At 37.0% G+C, this 20,169-nt stretch carries 15 protein-coding genes; 11 read left to right on the top strand and 4 right to left on the bottom strand.

Annotated features, from left to right (window positions below):
* Positions 1 to 23: 23 nt before the first annotated feature.
* Both G7050_RS03495 and G7050_RS03490 read right to left on the bottom strand, forming a co-directional pair.
* The gene (locus G7050_RS03495) at positions 24 to 1,127 is read right to left on the bottom strand and encodes a TlpA disulfide reductase family protein (protein ID WP_166111254.1); all 1,104 of its coding nucleotides are present in this window, start codon (positions 1,125 to 1,127) and stop codon (positions 24 to 26) included.
* Positions 1,128 to 1,457: 330 nt separating this feature from the next.
* Positions 1,458 to 2,771 (bottom strand): deoxyribodipyrimidine photo-lyase, encoded by a 1,314-nt coding sequence (locus G7050_RS03490; protein ID WP_166111252.1) that lies wholly within the window; start codon positions 2,769 to 2,771, stop codon positions 1,458 to 1,460.
* A 163-nt stretch (positions 2,772 to 2,934) separates the two neighbouring features.
* Here G7050_RS03490 and G7050_RS03485 point away from each other — a divergent pair, with 163 nt between their 5' ends.
* The 3 genes from G7050_RS03485 to G7050_RS03475 all read left to right on the top strand — a co-directional run bounded on the left by G7050_RS03485 (position 2,935) and on the right by G7050_RS03475 (position 5,999).
* On the top strand, positions 2,935 to 3,204 hold the full coding sequence (locus G7050_RS03485; RefSeq protein ID WP_110310987.1) for a co-chaperone GroES: 270 nt from the start codon (positions 2,935 to 2,937) through the stop codon (positions 3,202 to 3,204).
* Between the two features lie 72 nt (positions 3,205 to 3,276).
* Positions 3,277 to 4,911, top strand: a complete 1,635-nt coding sequence (gene groL, locus G7050_RS03480; RefSeq protein ID WP_166111250.1) for a chaperonin GroEL — start codon at positions 3,277 to 3,279, stop codon at positions 4,909 to 4,911.
* A 179-nt stretch (positions 4,912 to 5,090) separates the two neighbouring features.
* On the top strand, positions 5,091 to 5,999 hold the full coding sequence (locus G7050_RS03475) for an NAD(P)-dependent oxidoreductase (RefSeq protein WP_166111248.1): 909 nt from the start codon (positions 5,091 to 5,093) through the stop codon (positions 5,997 to 5,999).
* Between the two features lie 84 nt (positions 6,000 to 6,083).
* Here the strand turns inward: G7050_RS03475 and pnp are convergent, their stop codons facing one another.
* Positions 6,084 to 8,270, bottom strand: a complete 2,187-nt coding sequence (gene pnp, locus G7050_RS03470; protein WP_166111246.1) for a polyribonucleotide nucleotidyltransferase — start codon at positions 8,268 to 8,270, stop codon at positions 6,084 to 6,086.
* Between the two features lie 225 nt (positions 8,271 to 8,495).
* Between pnp and G7050_RS03465 the strand changes: the two genes are divergently transcribed.
* The 5 genes from G7050_RS03465 (at position 8,496) to G7050_RS03445 (ending at position 16,140) form a co-directional block, all read left to right on the top strand.
* Positions 8,496 to 8,939 carry a copper resistance protein NlpE gene (locus tag G7050_RS03465; protein WP_166111244.1) on the top strand — a complete coding sequence of 148 codons (444 nt, stop codon included), beginning with the start codon at positions 8,496 to 8,498 and terminating at the stop codon, positions 8,937 to 8,939.
* 379 nt (positions 8,940 to 9,318) lie between these two features.
* A complete protein-coding gene (locus tag G7050_RS03460) occupies positions 9,319 to 10,293 on the top strand; it encodes a hypothetical protein (RefSeq protein WP_166111242.1) in 975 nt (324 codons plus the stop codon).
* A gap of 775 nt (positions 10,294 to 11,068) precedes the next feature.
* Positions 11,069 to 14,623 (top strand): T9SS type A sorting domain-containing protein, encoded by a 3,555-nt coding sequence (locus G7050_RS03455; RefSeq protein ID WP_166111240.1) that lies wholly within the window; start codon positions 11,069 to 11,071, stop codon positions 14,621 to 14,623.
* Positions 14,624 to 14,654: 31 nt separating this feature from the next.
* Complete coding sequence (locus tag G7050_RS03450) at positions 14,655 to 14,960, top strand: hypothetical protein (protein ID WP_166111238.1); 306 nt, start codon at positions 14,655 to 14,657, stop codon at positions 14,958 to 14,960.
* A gap of 37 nt (positions 14,961 to 14,997) precedes the next feature.
* Positions 14,998 to 16,140, top strand: a complete 1,143-nt coding sequence (locus G7050_RS03445; RefSeq protein ID WP_166111236.1) for a fimbrial protein — start codon at positions 14,998 to 15,000, stop codon at positions 16,138 to 16,140.
* Between the two features lie 195 nt (positions 16,141 to 16,335).
* Here G7050_RS03445 and G7050_RS03440 read toward each other — a convergent pair whose 3' ends face one another.
* A complete protein-coding gene (locus G7050_RS03440) occupies positions 16,336 to 17,526 on the bottom strand; it encodes a M20 family metallopeptidase (RefSeq protein WP_166111234.1) in 1,191 nt (396 codons plus the stop codon).
* Positions 17,527 to 17,752: 226 nt separating this feature from the next.
* On the opposite strand from G7050_RS03440, the gene G7050_RS03435 reads away from it, so the two are divergent.
* The 3 genes from G7050_RS03435 (at position 17,753) to G7050_RS03425 (ending at position 20,168) form a co-directional block, all read left to right on the top strand.
* Positions 17,753 to 18,928 carry an MFS transporter gene (locus G7050_RS03435; RefSeq protein ID WP_166111232.1) on the top strand — a complete coding sequence of 392 codons (1,176 nt, stop codon included), beginning with the start codon at positions 17,753 to 17,755 and terminating at the stop codon, positions 18,926 to 18,928.
* Between the two features lie 60 nt (positions 18,929 to 18,988).
* Complete coding sequence (yihA, locus tag G7050_RS03430) at positions 18,989 to 19,597, top strand: ribosome biogenesis GTP-binding protein YihA/YsxC (RefSeq protein WP_166111230.1); 609 nt, start codon at positions 18,989 to 18,991, stop codon at positions 19,595 to 19,597.
* Between the two features lie 106 nt (positions 19,598 to 19,703).
* Entirely contained in the window at positions 19,704 to 20,168 is a 465-nt protein-coding gene (locus G7050_RS03425) for a nucleoside deaminase (RefSeq protein ID WP_166111228.1), read from the top strand.
* The last annotated feature ends 1 nt before the right edge of the window (position 20,169 follow it).

The following is a 20,169-nucleotide window of genomic DNA, read 5'->3' as shown; positions in this document are numbered from 1 at the left end:
ATATTTTGAAGTATTGAATCTCCTTAGTCCAATAACTCTTGTAATTTATTTACCAATTGAGTTCCCCTAAGGTTACTGTCAATTATTTTTCCGTCTTGATCCAGTAACAAAGTGTATGGAATACTGTCGATGCCATATAACTTGGCAGCCGCACTTTTCCATCCTTTAAGATCCGACATCTGAGGCCATGTCATACCTAAGCGGTCTATAGTGCCTAACCATCTGCCCTGATCCTCATCCATAGATATTCCTATAATCTCAAAACCTTTGTCTTTGTATTGTTTATAAGCGTCTACCACGTATGGCATTTCTTTGATACAAGGTCCACACCACGATGCCCAGAAATCTATCAGAACAACTTTGTTTTTACCTACATAGTCAGACAATGCGATGTCATTACCTAATGGATCTTTTAATTTGATATCTTTATACATACCACCTGCAACTTTAAGATTTTGAGCTTCGTAATACGAAATAACCTGCTGTCCCAAATCGCTGTTTCTGAACTCAGGTCTCATCAAAGATGTCAACTCCAATACTTGATCAGGTGTAAGTACTTCGAATGACGATAGAGCAATAAATTCGCCTAAGTCATTATTGATGTTTTCTTTGGCGAATTCATACCTGCTTTCTTGTAATTGTTTCATTATAGCTTGCCCTTCCTGCATCATTTTCGCTTGATTTCCTGAAGTTTGAAGCATTTGAGAATAGGTTTGAACAACACTCTCTATTTGTTTGTTCAAAGAATCCTGCAAATTAGAGAAATCTTGAAAGCGATTGTTGCGGAGAGTACCTTTAACTTTGTTTTGTTTACCGATGGCTAGGCTAATTTCTCCAGCTTCGGCTAAGAAGAATGCAGGCGCATAGGTTACAGGTTCTTCCGTTGAGATAAACCTTAAAGCAGGCTCATTACCTTGAGTTGCTTTCGTAAATTCAAATCTGTTACCCATAACAATTGTACTATCAATATTCGTGAAGCCATTTCTGGTATCATTCAACTGTTGCAGGTATACTTTTTTACCGTTATATTGATTATCCTCAATACTACCTTTGAGTGTATAAGTATTGTTTTGAGCACAAAGGGCTGATGAAATAAATAAAAATAAGCCTAATACTTTTCTGTACATAAATGATTTTATATTAAGGTCTGAGACCTTTTGATTATTCTGACAGGCAAAGGTGATACGCACTATTATAACTGAATACTAACATAAAGTGTTCACCTTTACTCAATTTAACAACAAAAGTATAGAAAGTATTTGATTCGTAAGGTGAACCATGTATATTTTAAGTAATCTTAGTTTTATTAGCCCATAATAAGTGAAAGAAAGTATTTAATGGCACATTTTTGTTGGTAGGGGCAGACCTATGTGTCTGTCCGAAATAGGCGAACACATAGGTTCACCCCTACAGCTAAAGCAATAAATAGGTCGGATATCTGAAGTAAATAGATACATTTATTTATTTAAAGCATCATCGTATACCTTAAGCACTCTTTTTCGTGCAAATTCATGATTTACAATCGGTGGAATATAATTTAATGGATCAAATCCGGGAATCCATTTTTTGATATAGTCCAAACGTTTGTCAAATCTCTCGGTTTGCAGTTGAGGATTGAATATCCTGAAATACGGAACAGCATCACAACCACTGCTGGCTGCCCATTGCCACCCTCCATTATTAGACGCGAAATCAAAATCGAGCAGTTTATTGGCAAAGTAAGCTTCGCCCCATCTCCAGTCTATCAGCAAATGTTTGATAAGAAACGAAGCCGTAATCATTCGTACGCGGTTATGCATAAATCCTGTTTCGTTCAGTTGCCTCATTCCGGCATCAACAATCGGGTAGCCGGTTTTTCCGTCACACCAAGCTTTAAACTCGGTCTCGTTATTTCTCCAGACTATGTTGTCGAATTTGGGTTTAAAAGCTTTGCTCTCACAGATATGAGGAAAGTGCCAGGTTATAGCCTGATAAAACTCCCGCCAAATAAGCTCATTCAGAAAAGTTTCGTTCAAAGCCTGTGCTTGAGTTACTAATTTACGTATGCTGATTGTGCCGAATCGCAAGTGAATACCTAATCGGGAAGTGCCTTCTATTGACGGATAATCTCTCTGTTGACTATAATTAGATACCAACTCATTACTAACCTCTGTTGAAGGAAAGCTGACTCCTCTTTTTTTAGTAAAGCCTAAGTTTGACAAACTGGGAATGTAATTGTTTTCGAATGAGTAGAAATTCGAGAAGAGGCTTTTAGTGTCGAACGACTCTAAATGTTCGGGGCGAAGTTTTTGTTTCCATCGTTTCGAATAAGGTGTAAAAACGGTATAAGGAGTTTTATCATCTTTCAGAATATCGTCTTTGCTGAAGATAACCTGATCCTTGAATGTTTCAAAAGTAATGCCTTCTTCTTTTAGTAACTCTTCTATTTTACTATCTCTCGTTCGAGCCGAAAGCTCATAATCTTCATTCGTATAAACTGCTTTTATAGAATATTTCCGGCATAACTTCTCAAAAAAGACTTCCGGAGTAGAATGTCCTATTTCTATCGAACTTCCGTGAATACTTAACTCCTTTAGTAAGATTTGTAACTGTTGATGAATAAATTCAACTTGTGCATTCTCTGCCGTTTCAAACTGTTTAAGAATGTCTGTATCGAAAATAAAAACAGGCATAATGCGGTAACCACTATTTAAAGCATGGAAAAGTCCTGCATTATCATCAAGCCTTAAGTCTCTTCGGAACCAGAAAATCGCAATCGGGTCAGATTTCATATAAGTAATTTATGTCTAATTATTGTAAAACGACATCTTGTCGTTTTGAATAGAATGTCTCTCTGTCTTTTTGGCAGTTTATCTTTTTGGCACAGATTTAGCTATAGAACAACTGAGAATATCAACATCAAATATAACAAACAAATAATAAAAAACTAGAATTATGAGTATTAAACCTTTAGCAGATAGAGTGCTTGTTAAGCCAGCTGCGGCAGAAGAAAAAACTGTAGGAGGAATCATTATTCCTGATACCGCGAAAGAAAAACCATTGAAAGGCGAAGTTGTTGCCGTAGGTAACGGAACAAAAGATGAAGAGATGGTATTAAAAGCAGGAGATCAGGTACTTTATGGTAAATATGCCGGTACTGAAATCGAATTGGAAGGCGAAAATTTTCTGATCATGCGTCAGTCTGATGTACTTGCTATTATTTAAGTATTCCAAGTAATAATGAAAAGGTCTGAAACCTTAAATTTATCTCTAACGTTTTAAAGAATTAGAAAAATCATGGCTAAAGAAATTAAATTTAATATTGATGCTCGCGACGAACTGAAAAAAGGCGTCGATGCATTGGCAAATGCAGTAAAAGTAACCTTAGGTCCAAAAGGTCGTAATGTAATTATAGAAAAAAAATTCGGTGCACCACATATCACTAAAGACGGTGTAACTGTAGCGAAAGAAGTAGAATTGGAATGCCCATTCCAAAACATGGGAGCTCAACTTGTAAAAGAAGTAGCTTCTAAAACTAACGATGATGCAGGTGATGGAACAACTACTGCAACTGTATTGGCTCAATCGATCATCAGCGTAGGTTTGAAAAACGTAACAGCAGGTGCTAACCCAATGGATTTGAAACGTGGTATCGACAAAGCTGTTGCTAAAGTTGTTGCTAATCTTAAAACACAATCGGTAGCTATTGGCGACGATTTACAAAAAATAGAAAACGTAGCTAAAATCTCTGCAAATGGAGATGAAACAATCGGTAAGCTGATTGCTGAGGCTATGGGTAAAGTGAAAAAAGAAGGCGTAATCACTGTAGAAGAAGCTAAAGGTACTGAAACTTACGTAGATGTAGTAGAAGGTATGCAATTCGACAGAGGTTATATATCTCCATATTTTGTGACAGATACTGAAAAAATGGAAGCTGATCTAGAGAATCCATACGTTCTTATCTATGACAAGAAGATTTCGGTATTGAAAGATATTCTGCCAATACTTGAAAAAACAGTTCAATCAGGACGTCCTCTATTGATTATTGCAGAAGACATCGATTCTGAAGCATTAACTACTCTTGTGGTTAACCGTCTTCGTGGCTCGTTGAAAATTGCAGCAGTAAAAGCTCCCGGATTTGGTGACCGTCGTAAGGAAATGTTGGAAGACATTGCAGTTCTTACAGGTGGTGTAGTTATCTCAGAAGAAAAAGGTATCAAATTAGATGCAGCTACTATCGAAATGCTTGGTACTGCAGATAAAATTACTATCAACAAGGACAATACTACAATCGTAAACGGTGCAGGAGATAAAGCTGCTATCGCTTCACGTGTAGGTCAGATCAAAACTCAAATCGAAAAAACAACTTCGGATTACGATCGCGAAAAACTTCAAGAACGTCTTGCTAAATTAGCAGGTGGTGTTGCAGTTCTTTACGTAGGTGCTCCATCGGAAGTTGAAATGAAAGAGAAAAAAGACCGTGTAGACGATGCTCTTTCTGCAACTCGTGCTGCTATCGAAGAAGGTACAGTACCCGGAGGTGGTGTTGCATATATTCGTGCAATTGAATCTCTTGATGGCTTGAAAGGCGAAAATGAAGACGAAACTACAGGTATCGAAATCATCAAACGTGCTATCGAAGAACCACTTCGTCAGATTGTAAACAACTGCGGAAGAGAAGGTGCAGTAGTAGTACAAAAAGTACGCGAAGGAAAAGGTAACTACGGATACAATGCTCGTCTTGATATTTATGAAGACTTGGTAGCATCAGGAGTTATCGATCCTGCTAAAGTAGCACGTGTAGCACTTGAAAATGCTGCGTCTATCGCAGGTATGTTCTTAACTACAGAATGTATTATCGCAGATAAGAAAGAAGAAAATGCAGGTCCAGCTATGCCTCCTATGGGTGGCGGAATGGGTGGAATGATGTAATAAATCATTCGCTGTAATAAACAATTAATGATAGAAAACGCTTTCGGAATTTTCCGAAAGCGTTTTTGCATTATGTGTGTATAGGTCATTTTAGGTAAATTGGATTTTATTAGGTATGTTTGAATTTTACTGTGACTAATCGAAATAAATGGGTTTGTGACCTTTAAAATAATCTTTCTATGAAATTTCAAAAAATAACGATGATTGATGCTTGTCGTTTAACCGAAAATGCAATTCCAGAAATCCAGAAGCTATCTAACGATCCTTTGAAGTTATATTGGAGCTATCCTTCATCAGAAGAAGAGGTGATAGAACGAATTGGTGATAGTGATTGTGTTCTGGTGAGTTTCCAAACTCGACTTACTCCCCGAATTATAAACGCTGCCCCTAATCTGAAATATATCGGCATGTGTTGTAGCCTTTTCAGTGAAGAGACTTCGAGTGTTGATATTCCTGCCTCACGAGAACGGGGAATCGTAGTAAAGGGCGTGAAAGACTATGGAGATGAAGGTGTTGTTGAGTTTATCTTTAGTCAATTGATTAATTTAGGCAAAGGATATGGTAAATATCAATGGAAGGAAGAACCTTGCGAGCTTGGGGGAAAGAGTATAGGTATAATCGGTATGGGTACTCTTGGTAAGATGGTTGCTGTTGCAGCTCGCTCATTTGGAATGAAAGTCTACTATTACAGTAAAACACGGAAACCCGATGAGGAGGCTAAAGGCTCAGAGTTTTTACCTCTTAAGGATTTAATGGCTACTTGCGATGCAGTTACCATTCATTTGCCCCGCTATACGGTTTTGGTCAATGAAGAAGAATTTGCCTGCAAAAAGAAAAATTCGGTATTTATCAATACCTCTTTTGGCCCTCTGTTTGATAAAGAAGCTTTTGTTAAGTCGATGAATGCAGATAAAACATCTTTTGCCTTCTTTGATGCGGATGGGGCAGGAGTGTATTATAAAGAATTTTCGGAAATGGAAAATATTGTACTTTATGATAAGTCGGCAGGATTTACACGAGAATCAAAAGAAAGATTATCTCAAAAAGCAATAGAAAATATGGTTGCTTTTTTGAAAGATGGAAAATAAATTTTTAGATTATGGTTTCTGAAAATAAAAAAGGCTATTCCATTTGGAATAGCCTTTTTCTATATAATAAGAATTTATATTCTATTATTCAGCAGCAGGAGCTTCTGTTTGAGGAGCTTCGCCATCTTTTTTCACCACAGGTCTGTCAGGACGAGGAGGGCGAGGAAGAAGAGCTTTACGAGATAGTTTGATTTTGCCTGTTTTAGCATCCACATCTACCAGTTTTACTTCAATCATATCACCTTCTTTAAGACCCGATTCTTCGATAGTTTCAACACGATCCCATGATAGTTCAGAGATGTGAAGTAAACCGTCTTTTCCGGGTAAGAATTCGCAGAAAGCACCGTATGGCATTATCGAGCGAACTTTTGCAGTGTATACTTCTCCTATTTCAGGAACAGTAACAATACCTTTGATTCTAGCCATCGCAGCATCAATAGAAGCTTTGTTGGTTGCAGATATTTCTACACGTCCTTGATTATCGATCTCTTCAATAGTTACAGTAGCACCTGTTTCTTCTTGAATACCTTGTATGATTTTTCCACCCGGTCCGATAACAGCGCCGATAAATTCTTTAGCGATCATTATTATTTCGATACGTGGAGCATTTGGTTTAAGATCTTCTCTAGGTCCCGATAGAGTTTCCAATACCTTACCTAAGATGTGTAAACGACCTTCACGAGCTTGGTTTAATGCTTTCTCCAAGATTTCGAAAGACAAACCGTCTACCTTTATATCCATTTGAGTCGCAGTGATACCATCTTTAGTTCCACAAACTTTAAAGTCCATGTCACCCAAGTGATCCTCGTCTCCTAAAATGTCAGAAAGTACAGCAAAGTTAGTTCCTTTGTTTTCAGAGATAAGTCCCATTGCGATACCTGTTACAGGTTTCTTAATATTTACCCCTGCATCCATCAGAGCCAAAGTTCCGGCACAAACAGTTGCCATTGAAGATGATCCATTAGATTCCAAGATATCAGATACTATACGTATTACATATGGATAATTTGCAGGAATCATTGGTTTCAAAGCACGGTGGGCCAAGTTTCCGTGACCAATTTCGCGACGACCTACTCCTCTTTGTGGACGAGCTTCACCGGTAGAAAATGGAGGGAAGTTATAATGTAACAAGAAACGTTCTTTACCGTTGAATAAAACATCATCGATAATTTTCTCGTCTAATTTTGTACCTAATGTAACAGTTGTCAATGACTGAGTTTCCCCACGAGTGAAAACTGCCGATCCGTGAGCTCCGGGTAGATAATCTACTTCAGACCAGATTGGGCGGATTTCAGTAGTTGAACGACCATCCAGACGTTTTCCTTCATCAAGGATAGAACGACGCATAGCTTCTTTCTCAACATCGTGATAATAACGAGAGATCAATGCTCCTTTTTCAGCTAATTCTTCTGGAGTTAAAGCAGCTTTGTATTCATCTACAATTGCTTTAAAATTAGCAATACGCTCGTGTTTGTTTGTGTTACATGATGCAGCAATTACATATGCTTTATCATAACATTTATCCCAAACATCTTTGCGTAGGTCTTCGTCATTTACTTCATGACAGTATTCTCTTTTTACAGTTGTTCCGCAAAGCTCCATCAGTTCGATCTGAGCCTGGCACTGTACTTTAATAGCTTCGTGTGCAACTTTGATAGCTTCAAGCATTTCTGCTTCCGAAACTTCTTTCATTTCACCTTCTACCATCATTATATTGTCGATAGTGGCACCAACCATGATGTCCATATCTGCTTGCGCTAATTGTTGGAATGTAGGATTTACTACAAATTTGCCATCAATACGACCAACTCTCACTTCAGATATAGGTCCATTGAAAGGAATATCCGATACAGCAAGAGCTGCAGAAGCTGCAAGTCCGGCTAATGCATCAGGCATATCTATACCGTCTGAAGAAAACATGGTTATAGTAACAAATACTTCAGCATGATAATTATCAGGGAATAGAGGACGTAGTACTCGGTCGACTATTCGGCATACTAGAATTTCAGAATCTGAAGCACGTCCCTCTCGTCGAAGGAAACCTCCGGGATAACGGCCTGCCGCAGCAAACTTCTCTTTATATTCAACTTGCAAAGGCATAAAGTCTACACCTGGATTTGCATCTTTTGCGGCACATACTGTTGCCAATAACATGGTGTCACCCATTCTTAGCATTACAGAACCATCTGCCTGTTTTGCTAGTTTTCCTGTTTCTAAGGTGATAGACCTTCCATCACCTAAATCGATACTTTTTGTAATCGGTTTAATCATAATTCTTTTTTACTTCTTAAAATCGCATAAAGTTACTCAAAGTTTTTTAATTATTGTGCTGCCAAATAGATTAAAGACAGCTTGATATATAAAAGTTCGTTCAGAAATGTGTTTTTTGAAAATTTATATATATACTTGTTAAGTTTTTCATATCCGGTAAACTTTTTTAGTTCACCGTCTGTTTAACCTAGTCGCAAGCATAAAGTTTTTTTAATATTATATTATATGAAAAAGGGAATAGTTTTAATATTTGCATTAGCCTTATTTAGTTGTAACAATAAACCTAAAGAAGGACCCGCTGATGGTGCGGTGTTGGAAGGGGCTGATACTGTAACGGTAGTGGCAGACGAGCACAATGCTATGAATTCATTGGATTATAAAGGTGTATATAAAGGAGTATTGCCTACTGCTTCGGGAAGCGGTATGGATGTAATGATCGAATTATCTGATAGTACCTACAATAAGAAGATACTTTATGTTGGTAAGGGAGATAAAGCTATTTATACGAAAGGAGCTTATTCGTGGAATAAAGAAGGTAATACGATCACATTAGAAGGTGAAGATAAACCGAATCAATATTTTGTAGGAGAGAATACCCTGACACAATTAGATATTGATGGAAATAAAATAAAAGGTGAAATTGAAGAGGATTATATCCTGAGAAAATAAGGGGAAAAAATAAAAAAAGAGAGACGCCTAATTACGATTAGGTGTCTCTCTTTTTTTATTTCTGAAATTTTTATTTCGTGGGTTTATTCTGATATTTAGGAGAAATAAAACAAAATATATCTTCAGGTATCTATTTTTGTTAAGTTTTCTTGAACATATTCTTGTTATTGTCTGTTTCTATGTCGATGTGTGATTAATAAATGCCGGCATCTAATAGGGGGAAAACATTTGAGTCAATTATTTTAAGTGAAGAGAGATATAATGGGGAGGGGCTGTTTGGTAGAATCGTATTTAGGAAAGAGGTGATATTTTCTTTTTTCGAGGAGATAAATGCTCATTCATTAGAATTTATTTATATTATTCGTTATTTATTTAGTTTATGAAAGACAAATACAATCTTAATGAGCAAGTTGTTTCTGTGATAAAAAACTCGATACCACCGGGAAGTAATATGATCAGTGAATTGATGGAATTACTCCCTATTGGTAGAGAAGCTATTTATAGACGATTGAGAGGTGAGGTTCCTTTTACATTTGACGAAATAGCGAAAGTATCTCTAAAGATGGGTTTTTCATTAGATGCAATTGTAGGGGTTAAAAATCATGAACGGGCAGTTTTTGATCTTAATGTATTAGATTTGGATAATCTTAATGACGATTACTGCAGTAGAGTAAATGAGTATGTTGAGTTTTTTCGAAAATTACGTACTCAAAAAAATGTAAGAGCCCGCTTTGCATTTAGCACCTTGCCTTATTCTTTTTATTTGCCTTTTGAGAACTTGTCTAGATTTCGTCTTTACCGGTGGTATTACCAGGTTAATAAATCACAATCGTCAATATCTTTCTCCGAAATTATAATGTCTGAAGAGGCAATACAAGCTCATCGTAACTTTATTCTAGAAAGTCGCAGTATACAAAGAGCAGTGTATATACTTGATCGCGAAATATTCAACTCTATAATAAAAGATATAAATTATTTTTTCAAGTTAAGTCTTATAACAGTCGAAGAGTTGGAGCTGTTAAAGAATGAGCTGTTAGAGTTAATAAGTGAGTTAGAAACTTTGGCAATATCGGGAGTCTATAAAAACGGAACAAAGGTCGCTCTCTATTTGGCCAATGTTGATTTGGAAGCTTCTCATTCTCATTTTGAATCTGAAACAATAGGAGTGTCTCATCTTAGGGTGTTGGCTATTAATGGCTTGGATTCTCAAAGCTCTAGGATATCGGATGTTCAGAAAGAGTGGATTGACTCTCTGAAACGATGCTCTACATTAATAACACAAAGTGGAGAGGTAGATCGTTTTGCTTTTTTTAGAAAACAACGGACGGCAGTCTCGCTTATCGGACGTGATTAACTTTTTATTTAATTTCTCCTTTTTTTATAATTAAAATATATTTCTTGAATATTAGTGATTATTGCAGATGATACTCTGTTTTGTCGTTTTCAGAGTCTTTTGTTAATGATTTGTGTCTTTTTAGGTGTGTGTTTTTCTAGAATACTCTTTTTTCATAAATAATTACACGCATTTTTGCGAAATTGGTCGCTATAAACATAGTAGAAACACTAAAGATAGTATTGAGTTGCGATAATTTATATATAATTTTACTCCCTGAAAAGTAATAAATCAAACTTATGTTATTAAAAATAGAAAGATGTAAGGAGACAAGCATCTTTTGGGTAAATGTAAAATATTTAACCAAAAAAATGTTATTGAGAAACACAAACTATTTAGGTTTTGGTACGTGAATGATTATTAAGGGTTTTAAACTGCCGTGAATCAGTTAAGGCAGCTTATATAGAATAGGTAGTAGGAAAGGGAAATTATTATATATCAACAAAATTTGAATTTGCAATATGTTACTTGAAGTAAAAGACCGCTTAAATTAGATTCTTCAAAATTATTTATTGAGTAAATAGAATGTCAATGTTAATTTATTAATGTTGAGTGCTTTTTCTATGTCTTGCTGAGCCAGGTTGGGGTGTTTTTGACCCTATTATGGTTTGGTTATCAGGTCTCTTGTGTTAATTTTTCCGGAATTAACGTCTGTAAGCTAAAAATGATGTAATAACTGCTAAAATTATAGTGTTTTGTTTCTTAAAAGACAAGTGATACCAATAAAATAAATTTTATGAAAATAGAGAAGACTATAAAAATGACTATTAACAAATGCTCTTTTTTCGCTTATTTCTTTACATTCTTTACATTTTTTGCTTCGGCTCAAGTATATGGACCGGAAAAAGTACTACGAGGAACATTTGAAACTGTTGATTCACAAGGAAAAAATGGAGATGGTGGAGCTGGTGAGAATATTTACCCATTACTGGATGCTTCTAAATTGGGGGTTTATTACCAACCTGCACAAACAGTGTTTTACAATAATAGCTTAAAAGAAGTTGCGATTAATCCCAAAGTAACTATCGGACGGCCTTTGACTGCAACTGCAGGTTCTACAACTTCCTATAAATGGGGGCTGACCGAAAACTGGTATTCGGGTTTTGCAAATACTTTACCTGATAAATCTAAGAATAATTCATGGCAGATTACACCCCATGCTCCAAATAATGGATATTATGTTGTGGCTACTTCTACTAATGGAATGTATAATCTGCCGTCATTGAGTGATAAGGCTTGGCCTGTAGTCTTGTATGATCGTTATGAGACAGACTTTACTACTCCTCGCAATTATTTTATGGTTGTAAATGCTGACCAGGATCCTACAAAAATATTCTATAGTCAGGCGGTTGACGTTGAGTCGGGGCAGGCATATCGCATGGGATTGGATTTGGCTCAACTGAATGGTACCGGTATAGCTCCCTCTGTAGCTCTGGTTATAAATAGTGATCCGACAAAGCTTTCAACAGTGAAAGCTACCAAAACAATAACTATGTCGAAAGTGGGAGTATGGGAGAATACCTATTTCGACTATGTTGTTCCCTGCGGAGTGAATAAGGTATATATAGCATTCCGAAATAATGTAAATGGAGGTAATGGTAATGATCTTGCACTGGATAATTTGAGTATGAAATCTATTATTCCACAGATTAAAACTTTATCTAAAGATTGTACTAAATGTACTTATACGCTAACAGTGTCTTCTCCCGACGCTTTTCCTGACGCCTCTTATTTATTCCAATGGCAAAAGAAAAACGGTAATACATTTAGTGATATTTACGGAGCTACCAAAAATACTTATACAGCCAGTACAGCAGGCGTTTACCGTCTTTCGGTGTATACTAAAACTACGAAAAATTGTCGTATGTACTCTAATGAAATAACACTTACCAAGATTTCTAATTGCTTGGAAGTGGTTGTTCCCGTAGCCAAAGATGATAGCTATACAGTATTGGCAGCAACTGATCTTGGGGGTAATATTATCACGAATGATGCTCCCGGCAATAGAGGTGCTTCATTGAAGGTTGTGGAATATGAAGTGAACGGTGTTAAATATGCAGCAGGAACAACGGCTAAGATTAATAAAAATAGCGTATTAGTCGGAACGATAACACTAAATCAGGATGGAACTTTTCTTTTCAGATCGGTACCCGGATTAACCGCACCTTTCACTGTGCCTGATATAACTTATGTTATTGCTGAGTCATCTGCAGGGCAAGCATCAGCTAAAGTGAAAATAACTATCATCGCAAAAGTTGTTACTTCTATCACTGTTTCTTCTGAAGCATCATGTACTTTATGTCCTATTAAAGTTTCGATGTCGGGTACAGGTATGTCGGAAGGTACAAACTACTCATTGTATAGAGGAACGGTTAAGAAAGGAACTTTCAATACAGCATATAAACTCGAATTTACAGAGGGTACTTCCGGCACTTTCACATATGCAATTAAAGATGAAACCGGAAATGAAGTGAAAACTTTCAGTATGACCGTACATCCTGCTGCTGCAACATGGAAAACAAACTCTGCTACAACAGAATGGGCTGATTCAACAAATTGGGAATCATCAACGGGTAAAGGAGCTCCTATCTGGTGTACGGATGTAACCATATCTGAAGATGCATCAACCTATCCCGTGTTGAAAGCCGGAGATGCATGCCGGGATATAACCTTTAAAAATGGTGCCAGTGTTGGGCAGATACAATTACTGCTCTATAGAAAAGCTTTTGTTGAGTTAACTCCCGATCGTAACAGATGGTATATGTTATCTGATCCGTTGCGATACATGTATTCAGCCGATTATCATGGTGATATGAGTTGGCCTAATGCAGTATCTCCTAAAATATTTATGATGTACTTCAATGTCGGTAATAGTCAAAACCCGGATGGTAGAACGGGATATGTGGTAGGTGATTTTTCTACTCCTTTCTCAAAATTAGAAGAAAATCTACCTACGGCGAAAGGTTTTGCATTGTGGGTTAATGGAAAAGCTAATGGAATGAATTATGCTGATACAAACTTTCCAACAGGAACTCCTTATAAATTTCCTCGTCGTTTAGTTGATGGTCGTGATGTCACTTATAGCTATCACGATAAAACCAGCGGAGCTTGGTTGACTCAGGTAGCGCCTCTTAATCGGGGAGACGAAGCCAGTATACCTAACGATTCGGTATGGACTGTCGGTCATAATAACCTTACCAATAAACAAAAAAATAACAGATATCGGTTTGTTTTTGAAGAATCCTACTCCAATGGAGTTTCTACAGTAGGTGTAGCAGCAGGAACTACTAATATTGTGGGCAATCCGTTTATGTCGCATATCGACTTTGCGAAGTTTGCAGAAGATAATGCCGATAGCATGTATGGTTATTACAGAATATGGGATGGAAGTAAGTTTTATGCCTACATAAGTAGTGGCAGTAGTGAAGTGTGGAGCGGTTTGGGAGGCTTATCTTCTGAAACGACAGCCGAAAGTTTATCACAATTTATTCCTCCTATGCAGTCGTTTTTTGTAGAAACGAAACCCGGTAAAAAAAGTTTGGTATTTAAACCTCAAAACATATCGGTAGCAAAAGCCGGTGCCGGTGTTGAACTCAGGTCTTCAAATCAAGCTCTTGCAGATGTTCTTTATTTAGGTCTGAATTTCAATAAGATTCAAAGTAAGACAATCTTAGCAGCACGTAAGGGAGCTTCATTGAAGTATATAGCAGGGGAAGATATCCGGAAAATGTTTTCACCCGGAACTGATGTGCCCGAAATATATACTATTGCTAATGAAACCGAAGCACTGGAAATTAATCTTTTTGGCAACAGCGATCAAAGCATCACTATCCCGATCGGTATCCGTACCACTAAAACCGGAAAAGCAATAATCACCATCAAAGGAATAGAGGCTTTTGCTGCATATTCCGATGTTATATTAATAGATAAATTACAAAAGAAAGAATATGATTTACGAAAAACATCATCTGTATCATTTGACAAAACATCAAGTAAAAACTTGGAGGATCGTTTCTCCATCCAATTGACAGCTAAATCGACATCCGGTATTGAGGATGAAACTTCTGACGGCGAAATAACTATAACATCAGCAAACGGTATCCGGATAGAATCAGCTCATTTTGAGTTGGAAAGAGTCGAATTATTTGATGTGATGGGGCGTATGGTATTTCGAAAAGACAAAATTCATAATACTACTTATTTGATTGACGAGGGCGTATTGGAGAAAGGCTTCTATTTATTGAAAGCCGATACATCGCAAGGGTCAAAATCCTTTAAGATAATTCTCTAAACCGAAATAAAGAAATCAAATAATAAAAGTTATGACTACATCTGATTATGCAAATAGTTTGGATCCAAATGTATCTGAATCAACATCAACTCCGTTTAATAATGAGTTGCCATCTTCATCAACATTGGAAACAATAGAACAAAAGACAAGTGATGCCAATACAACAGTCTATGCAGGATATAATCCGAATGATGATAACGATGCTCCAGAGTTGGGAGCTGTCGGGGCACCCATCGGAGACTTCTGGGCACCATTGTTTTTATTCATTGTATTCTATACTATTCGTACTTTGAACAAAGAGAGAAAAATGACTAAAAGGCTTTATGTAAGTCAGTGATAAGCAAAAGAAAAATTACAAATAAAAAAAATACAAAATGAAATTACAAAAATTATTCTTATTAATAGGTATTGCATTTATAGCAGTATCATGCGAGAAAGCAGATGATAATGCATCTGTATCCCCTGTTGTATCTCCTGAATCGGCAAGTATCAGTTTGCAAATAGCAGGAACAAACGGTGTTCAAACAAGAGCTGCCGGAAATCCTACCCAAGAAGAGAAAGTATTAAAATTAGATGCTTTTGTGTTTAATGCTGATGGGTCTCTTGAGGCTTATAAAACAGCAACCAGTACGGTTAATACAATCACAAAAGTGGATAATATTGCAGTTACAAGCGGTGCGAAAAAAATATTTGTATTGGCTAATTATGCCAGTGATGCTTCTTTGATAAAGACATTGGACGATTTGAAAAAAGCAGTAGCAGACTTGAAAAATGAAAAAGATAACGGTCGTTTAACTATGGCTACAGATATAGTTGATGTAACTATTCTACCCGGTAAAAATTATATTGGATATTCGTCGAGCGTTTCAGACGGAACTTCTTTGGCTCCTCATTCTTATTCTCTGACAAGATTGGTTTCTCGTGTGAAAATAGAAGATATGCAATGGCAAAGTAGCGAATATAGTTTTGACGACCTGACTGCGTTTGTTATAAATGCATCAAAAAGCTCACTAATCGCAAATGTAGGAACAGCATCTGCTCCAGCGGCTTATTATGAAGGCCTTTCAGGTTCGGGCGACTTGTTCCCATCAATAAGTACTGTATTGTCGGGATCAGATAATTTCTTGACAACTGCAGCTAGCAATAATAATACTTATTTTTATCTGTATGAAAACCAACCCGTAAATAATGTGATGGCTTATCCTACTATCTTGGTGATAAGAGCAAAAGTCAAACAAAATAATGTTTATATCAGCAATGTACCAGGGCGTGTAGATGCCAGTGGATATACTTATTTTCCTGTAGTTATAAATAAGGAAGGAACAGCGTCTACCGTTTCTGGAGCAACTGATGGCCATACTTATATTAAGCGTAACAATACTTATAGTATCAAAACCGTAGTAAAAGGTCTGGGTGTTAGCAATCCATTTAGCTCCGAAGCTCCATCGTCACTTAGCGTACAAGTAAATGTTGCGGCTTGGGCTTTGAATATTTCGCAAACAGCAGTTTTCGAGTGATCAGAATTATTTATTATATGTGTAGTGTGTTTTAAGAAATACAGTTATGCTGTCAAAATTATAAATAAATTATGTATTTTATAAGTTAAACAGTATTGACGACGACAGTTATAACTGTATATTAGAGGGTTGTCTCCCTGCTTCACGACCGGAGGTTTGTATCCGGTTAAGAAGAGGGAGATGATTTTTTTAGTTTTATATCTGACAATATCGTAAAGCCAAATAAGCAATAGTTCCTACTGAAGTTTTTAAGGCTTCCTCATCAATCAGAAATGTTGGAGTATGTAATCCGGTGCAATGCTGTCCGCCAATAACTCCATATCTATAAAAGGTGGTAGGATAGAGTTGTGAGAAAAAGCCAAAGTCTTCGGCTGTCATTCTTTTGGGTAAACCCCTAACTTTGTCTTCACCTAAGTATTCAGCAGCAAAAGCTTTTGCCATGCGTGTAACTTCCTCATCATTGTAAGTACAAGGGTAGCCGTCATATATTTCGATGTCACATTCGCAACCGTATGCTTTAGCTGTATGAATGGCAATATCACGTATGATTGGTTTCAGCTTGTTTCTTTCTTCCTCATCCATGCAACGAAGCGAACCTGCCAGAGTTACCGTATTGGGTATAACATTAGTAGCACCGTCTGCAATAAATTTACCGAATGAAAGCACACAAGGTTTAAACGGATTAGAACGCCTGCTAACTATTTGTTGCATAGATACCACCAGTTGAGATGCGGCAAGTACCGTATCGTTAAGATCTTGTGGTATGGCTCCGTGTCCTCCCTGTCCTTTTATTTGAATATGAACCTCGTCTGCGGATGCCATAACTGTGCCCGGTTCGAAACCGACTGTGCCAACAGGATAATCAATATAGGCATGTTGCCCGATAATTATATCAGGTTTATAAGTATCAAAGATCCCATCTTTTAGCATGAGGCTTGCCCCTCCGGGATGTTTTTCTTCTCCGGGTTGAAAGATAAAAAGGATAGTTCCTGCAAATTGATCTTTCATTTCGTTGATTATTTTAACCGCTCCTAATAAGCTTGCCGTATGAGTGTCATGTCCGCATGCATGCATAACCCCCTCATTTTTCGATTTAAAATCAATGTCGTTTTGCTCTGTAATCGGAAGTGCATCCATATCGGCACGAAGGGCAATTGTTTTGGAAGAAGGTTTCGAGCCTTTGATGCAAGCCAGAATGCCATAGCCTCCAATCTTATTCCGGTATTCTACCCCCCATTCCTGTAGTTGCTTTTCTACATAAAGAGAGGTATTCTTTTCTTCAAAAGAAAGTTCAGGGTTCTGATGCAGATGCTTGTAATGGGCTACTGTATCACGATGATATTTTTTGACCTTTTCGGTTACGGTTTCAACTAGTTTTTCGGACATAACTTCTGTAATTTAAGTAAAAAAGAGAGTCTAAAGATATAAGTAAGTTCAACTATTTAATACGATGTGTTATCACCATAGCGACATCTGGTTGTTATAAATGCCAAAGCAATAAAAAGGTCTGCGACCTTGCGACCTTAAAATTACTAAATATATTGGCTTCGAAGTTTCATATCAAGCAAAAGTTATTCTAATTTTGCAAGATCAATTATCGAATCCTCTAGTTATGTCAGAATATGAATACGTGCTGAAAACCACAAAAGGACGTGCACGTTTAGCTATATTATCTTTTTATTTTATTCAAGGACTTGGTTTTGCCAGTTGGGCGAGCCGTATTCCCGACATTAAAACCTCTTTGTCGATGAGCGAAGCTGCTCTGGGTACGGTTTTATTTGCACCCGCTTTGGGACAACTTGCAGCTATGCCGGTTTCGGGAACTTGGATTGCCAAATATGGAAGTATCCGTATGTTGGCTATTGCTATGGTTTTGTACTGTTTTGTACTTGTAACTTTAGGACTTGCAACCAGCTCGATAATGCTTTTTGTGAGCCTGTTTTTCTTTGGTTTGTGTTCTAATTTTCTGAATATAGCAGTTAATACACAAGGTTTGCGGATGGAGGAAATTTATGGCAGACCCATAATGTCTTCCTTTCATGGAGGATGGAGTTTTGCCTGTGCATTGAGTTCTGTTTTTGCACTATCCATTGCTCCGTTCAGGATCGAACCTTATATTCATTTTATTATAATTGCCATAGTTATGCTAGGCTTGATGGTTTTCAGGTTGAAAGACTTAATACCCGATCCGCCTAAAAAGAATACAGAACAGAAAGAAACGATATTTAAAAAGCCTGAACTATTACTCGTTCAGTTAGGATTGATCGGATTCTTCGGGATGTGTTCCGAAGGTGCCATGTTCGACTGGAGTGGAGTCTATTTTAAAGAAGTGGTACACGCTCCCGAAATGATTACGGTTATGGGTTTTACCATTGTGATGACTTTTATGGCTATCGGGCGGTTCTTGACCGATAAGTTATCCGTAAGAATAGGAAAGAAAAGAGTTTTGCAATTGGGTGGTATACTGATCTTTACCGGCTTGATGATTTCTGTATTATTTCCCTATCTTATCCCTTCGGCTATTGGCTTTATGATTGTCGGATTTGGAATATCCAGTATTGTTCCTACCATATATAGTATAGCAGGACGTAATACAAAAGGTTCTCCAAGTATTGCACTGACTATCGTTTCGAGTGTGAGTTTCTTCGGCTTCCTGCTCGGTCCTCCTATTATCGGATACATAGCCGAACTTACCAATCTGAGATATTCGTATGCCGTAGTCTCGATGTTTGGGCTAAGTATTACGCTTTTAGTAAGTTTAATCAGGTCGTTGAAGCATGTTCGATAATATTTTTTTGCGATATAGAGCCAAGTATTGTACATTTGTAAAGCACCCAAAATATAAACAATGATTATAAAAGATGCTAAGTTTGTTATAAGCAACACAGATTATAAACAATGTCCGACAGACGGTAAACCCGAATATGCGTTTATTGGTCGGTCTAATGTAGGTAAATCTTCTCTTATAAATATGATCACTAACCATAAAGGGTTAGCAATGACATCATCGAAACCCGGAAAAACCCAATTGATAAACCATTTTATCATAAATGAAGAATGGTATCTGGTCGATCTTCCCGGTTATGGATACGCTCAAAGAGGTAAGGAAGGTAGAGAAAACATCCGTATTATAATAGAAGATTATATTCTGAATAGAGACGATCTTACCAATCTGTTTTTATTACTTGACAGCCGCCATGATCCTCAACAAATCGATATGGAATTTATGGAGTGGTTGGGCGAAAATGATATTCCATTTGCAATAGTTTTCACTAAAATAGATAAGTTGAGCAAATCGAAAGCCAAAGAAAATATTGCAAAATATACCGAAAAACTCGAAGAGACTTGGGTAGAACTACCTCCCATATTTATAACTTCTTCCGAAAATAGAATCGGCGGAGAGGAAATTTTAGGCTATATAGAAAAAATAAATAAAGAGCTGAAACACAGAAAATAAATTTCTAGACCTTTTTATTGCTTTGGCAAGTATAACAAATATGATTGTTATAACTATAGAATATGCCAATAAAATTTATTTTTTACTTAAACGGAACTTGTTAGAAATGAATCCAAAATATATGCAACAAGCCATTAAATTGGCTGAGAATAGTGTGAAAAACGGTGGCGGTCCTTTTGGGGCTGTAATTGTGAAGAACGGAGAAGTTGTAGCCGAAGGCTCCAACTGTGTAACTCTGGATAATGATCCTACAGCTCATGCGGAAGTAACCACTATCCGCAAAGCCTGTAAAGAACTCGGTACATTCGATTTGAACGGATGTGAAATATATACTTCGTGCGAACCTTGTCCAATGTGTTTGTCAGCTATCTATTGGGCTCGTATCGACCGTATATATTACGGATGTTGTAAGGAAGACGCCAAAAATATTGGTTTTGACGACTCATTTATATACGAACAAATCGAACTTAAACCGGAAGAGAGAAGTATCCCTTCTATCCAAATACTACATAAGGAAGCATTATCGGCTTTTCGGATGTGGGAAGAAAAAGATGATAAAATAGAATATTGAA

This window comes from Dysgonomonas sp. HDW5A, from assembly GCF_011299555.1.
Lineage (GTDB): Bacteria > Bacteroidota > Bacteroidia > Bacteroidales > Dysgonomonadaceae > Dysgonomonas_A.
The sequence above is the reverse complement of the archived record's forward strand: the minus strand, read 5'-3'. Positions and strand labels throughout refer to the sequence as shown.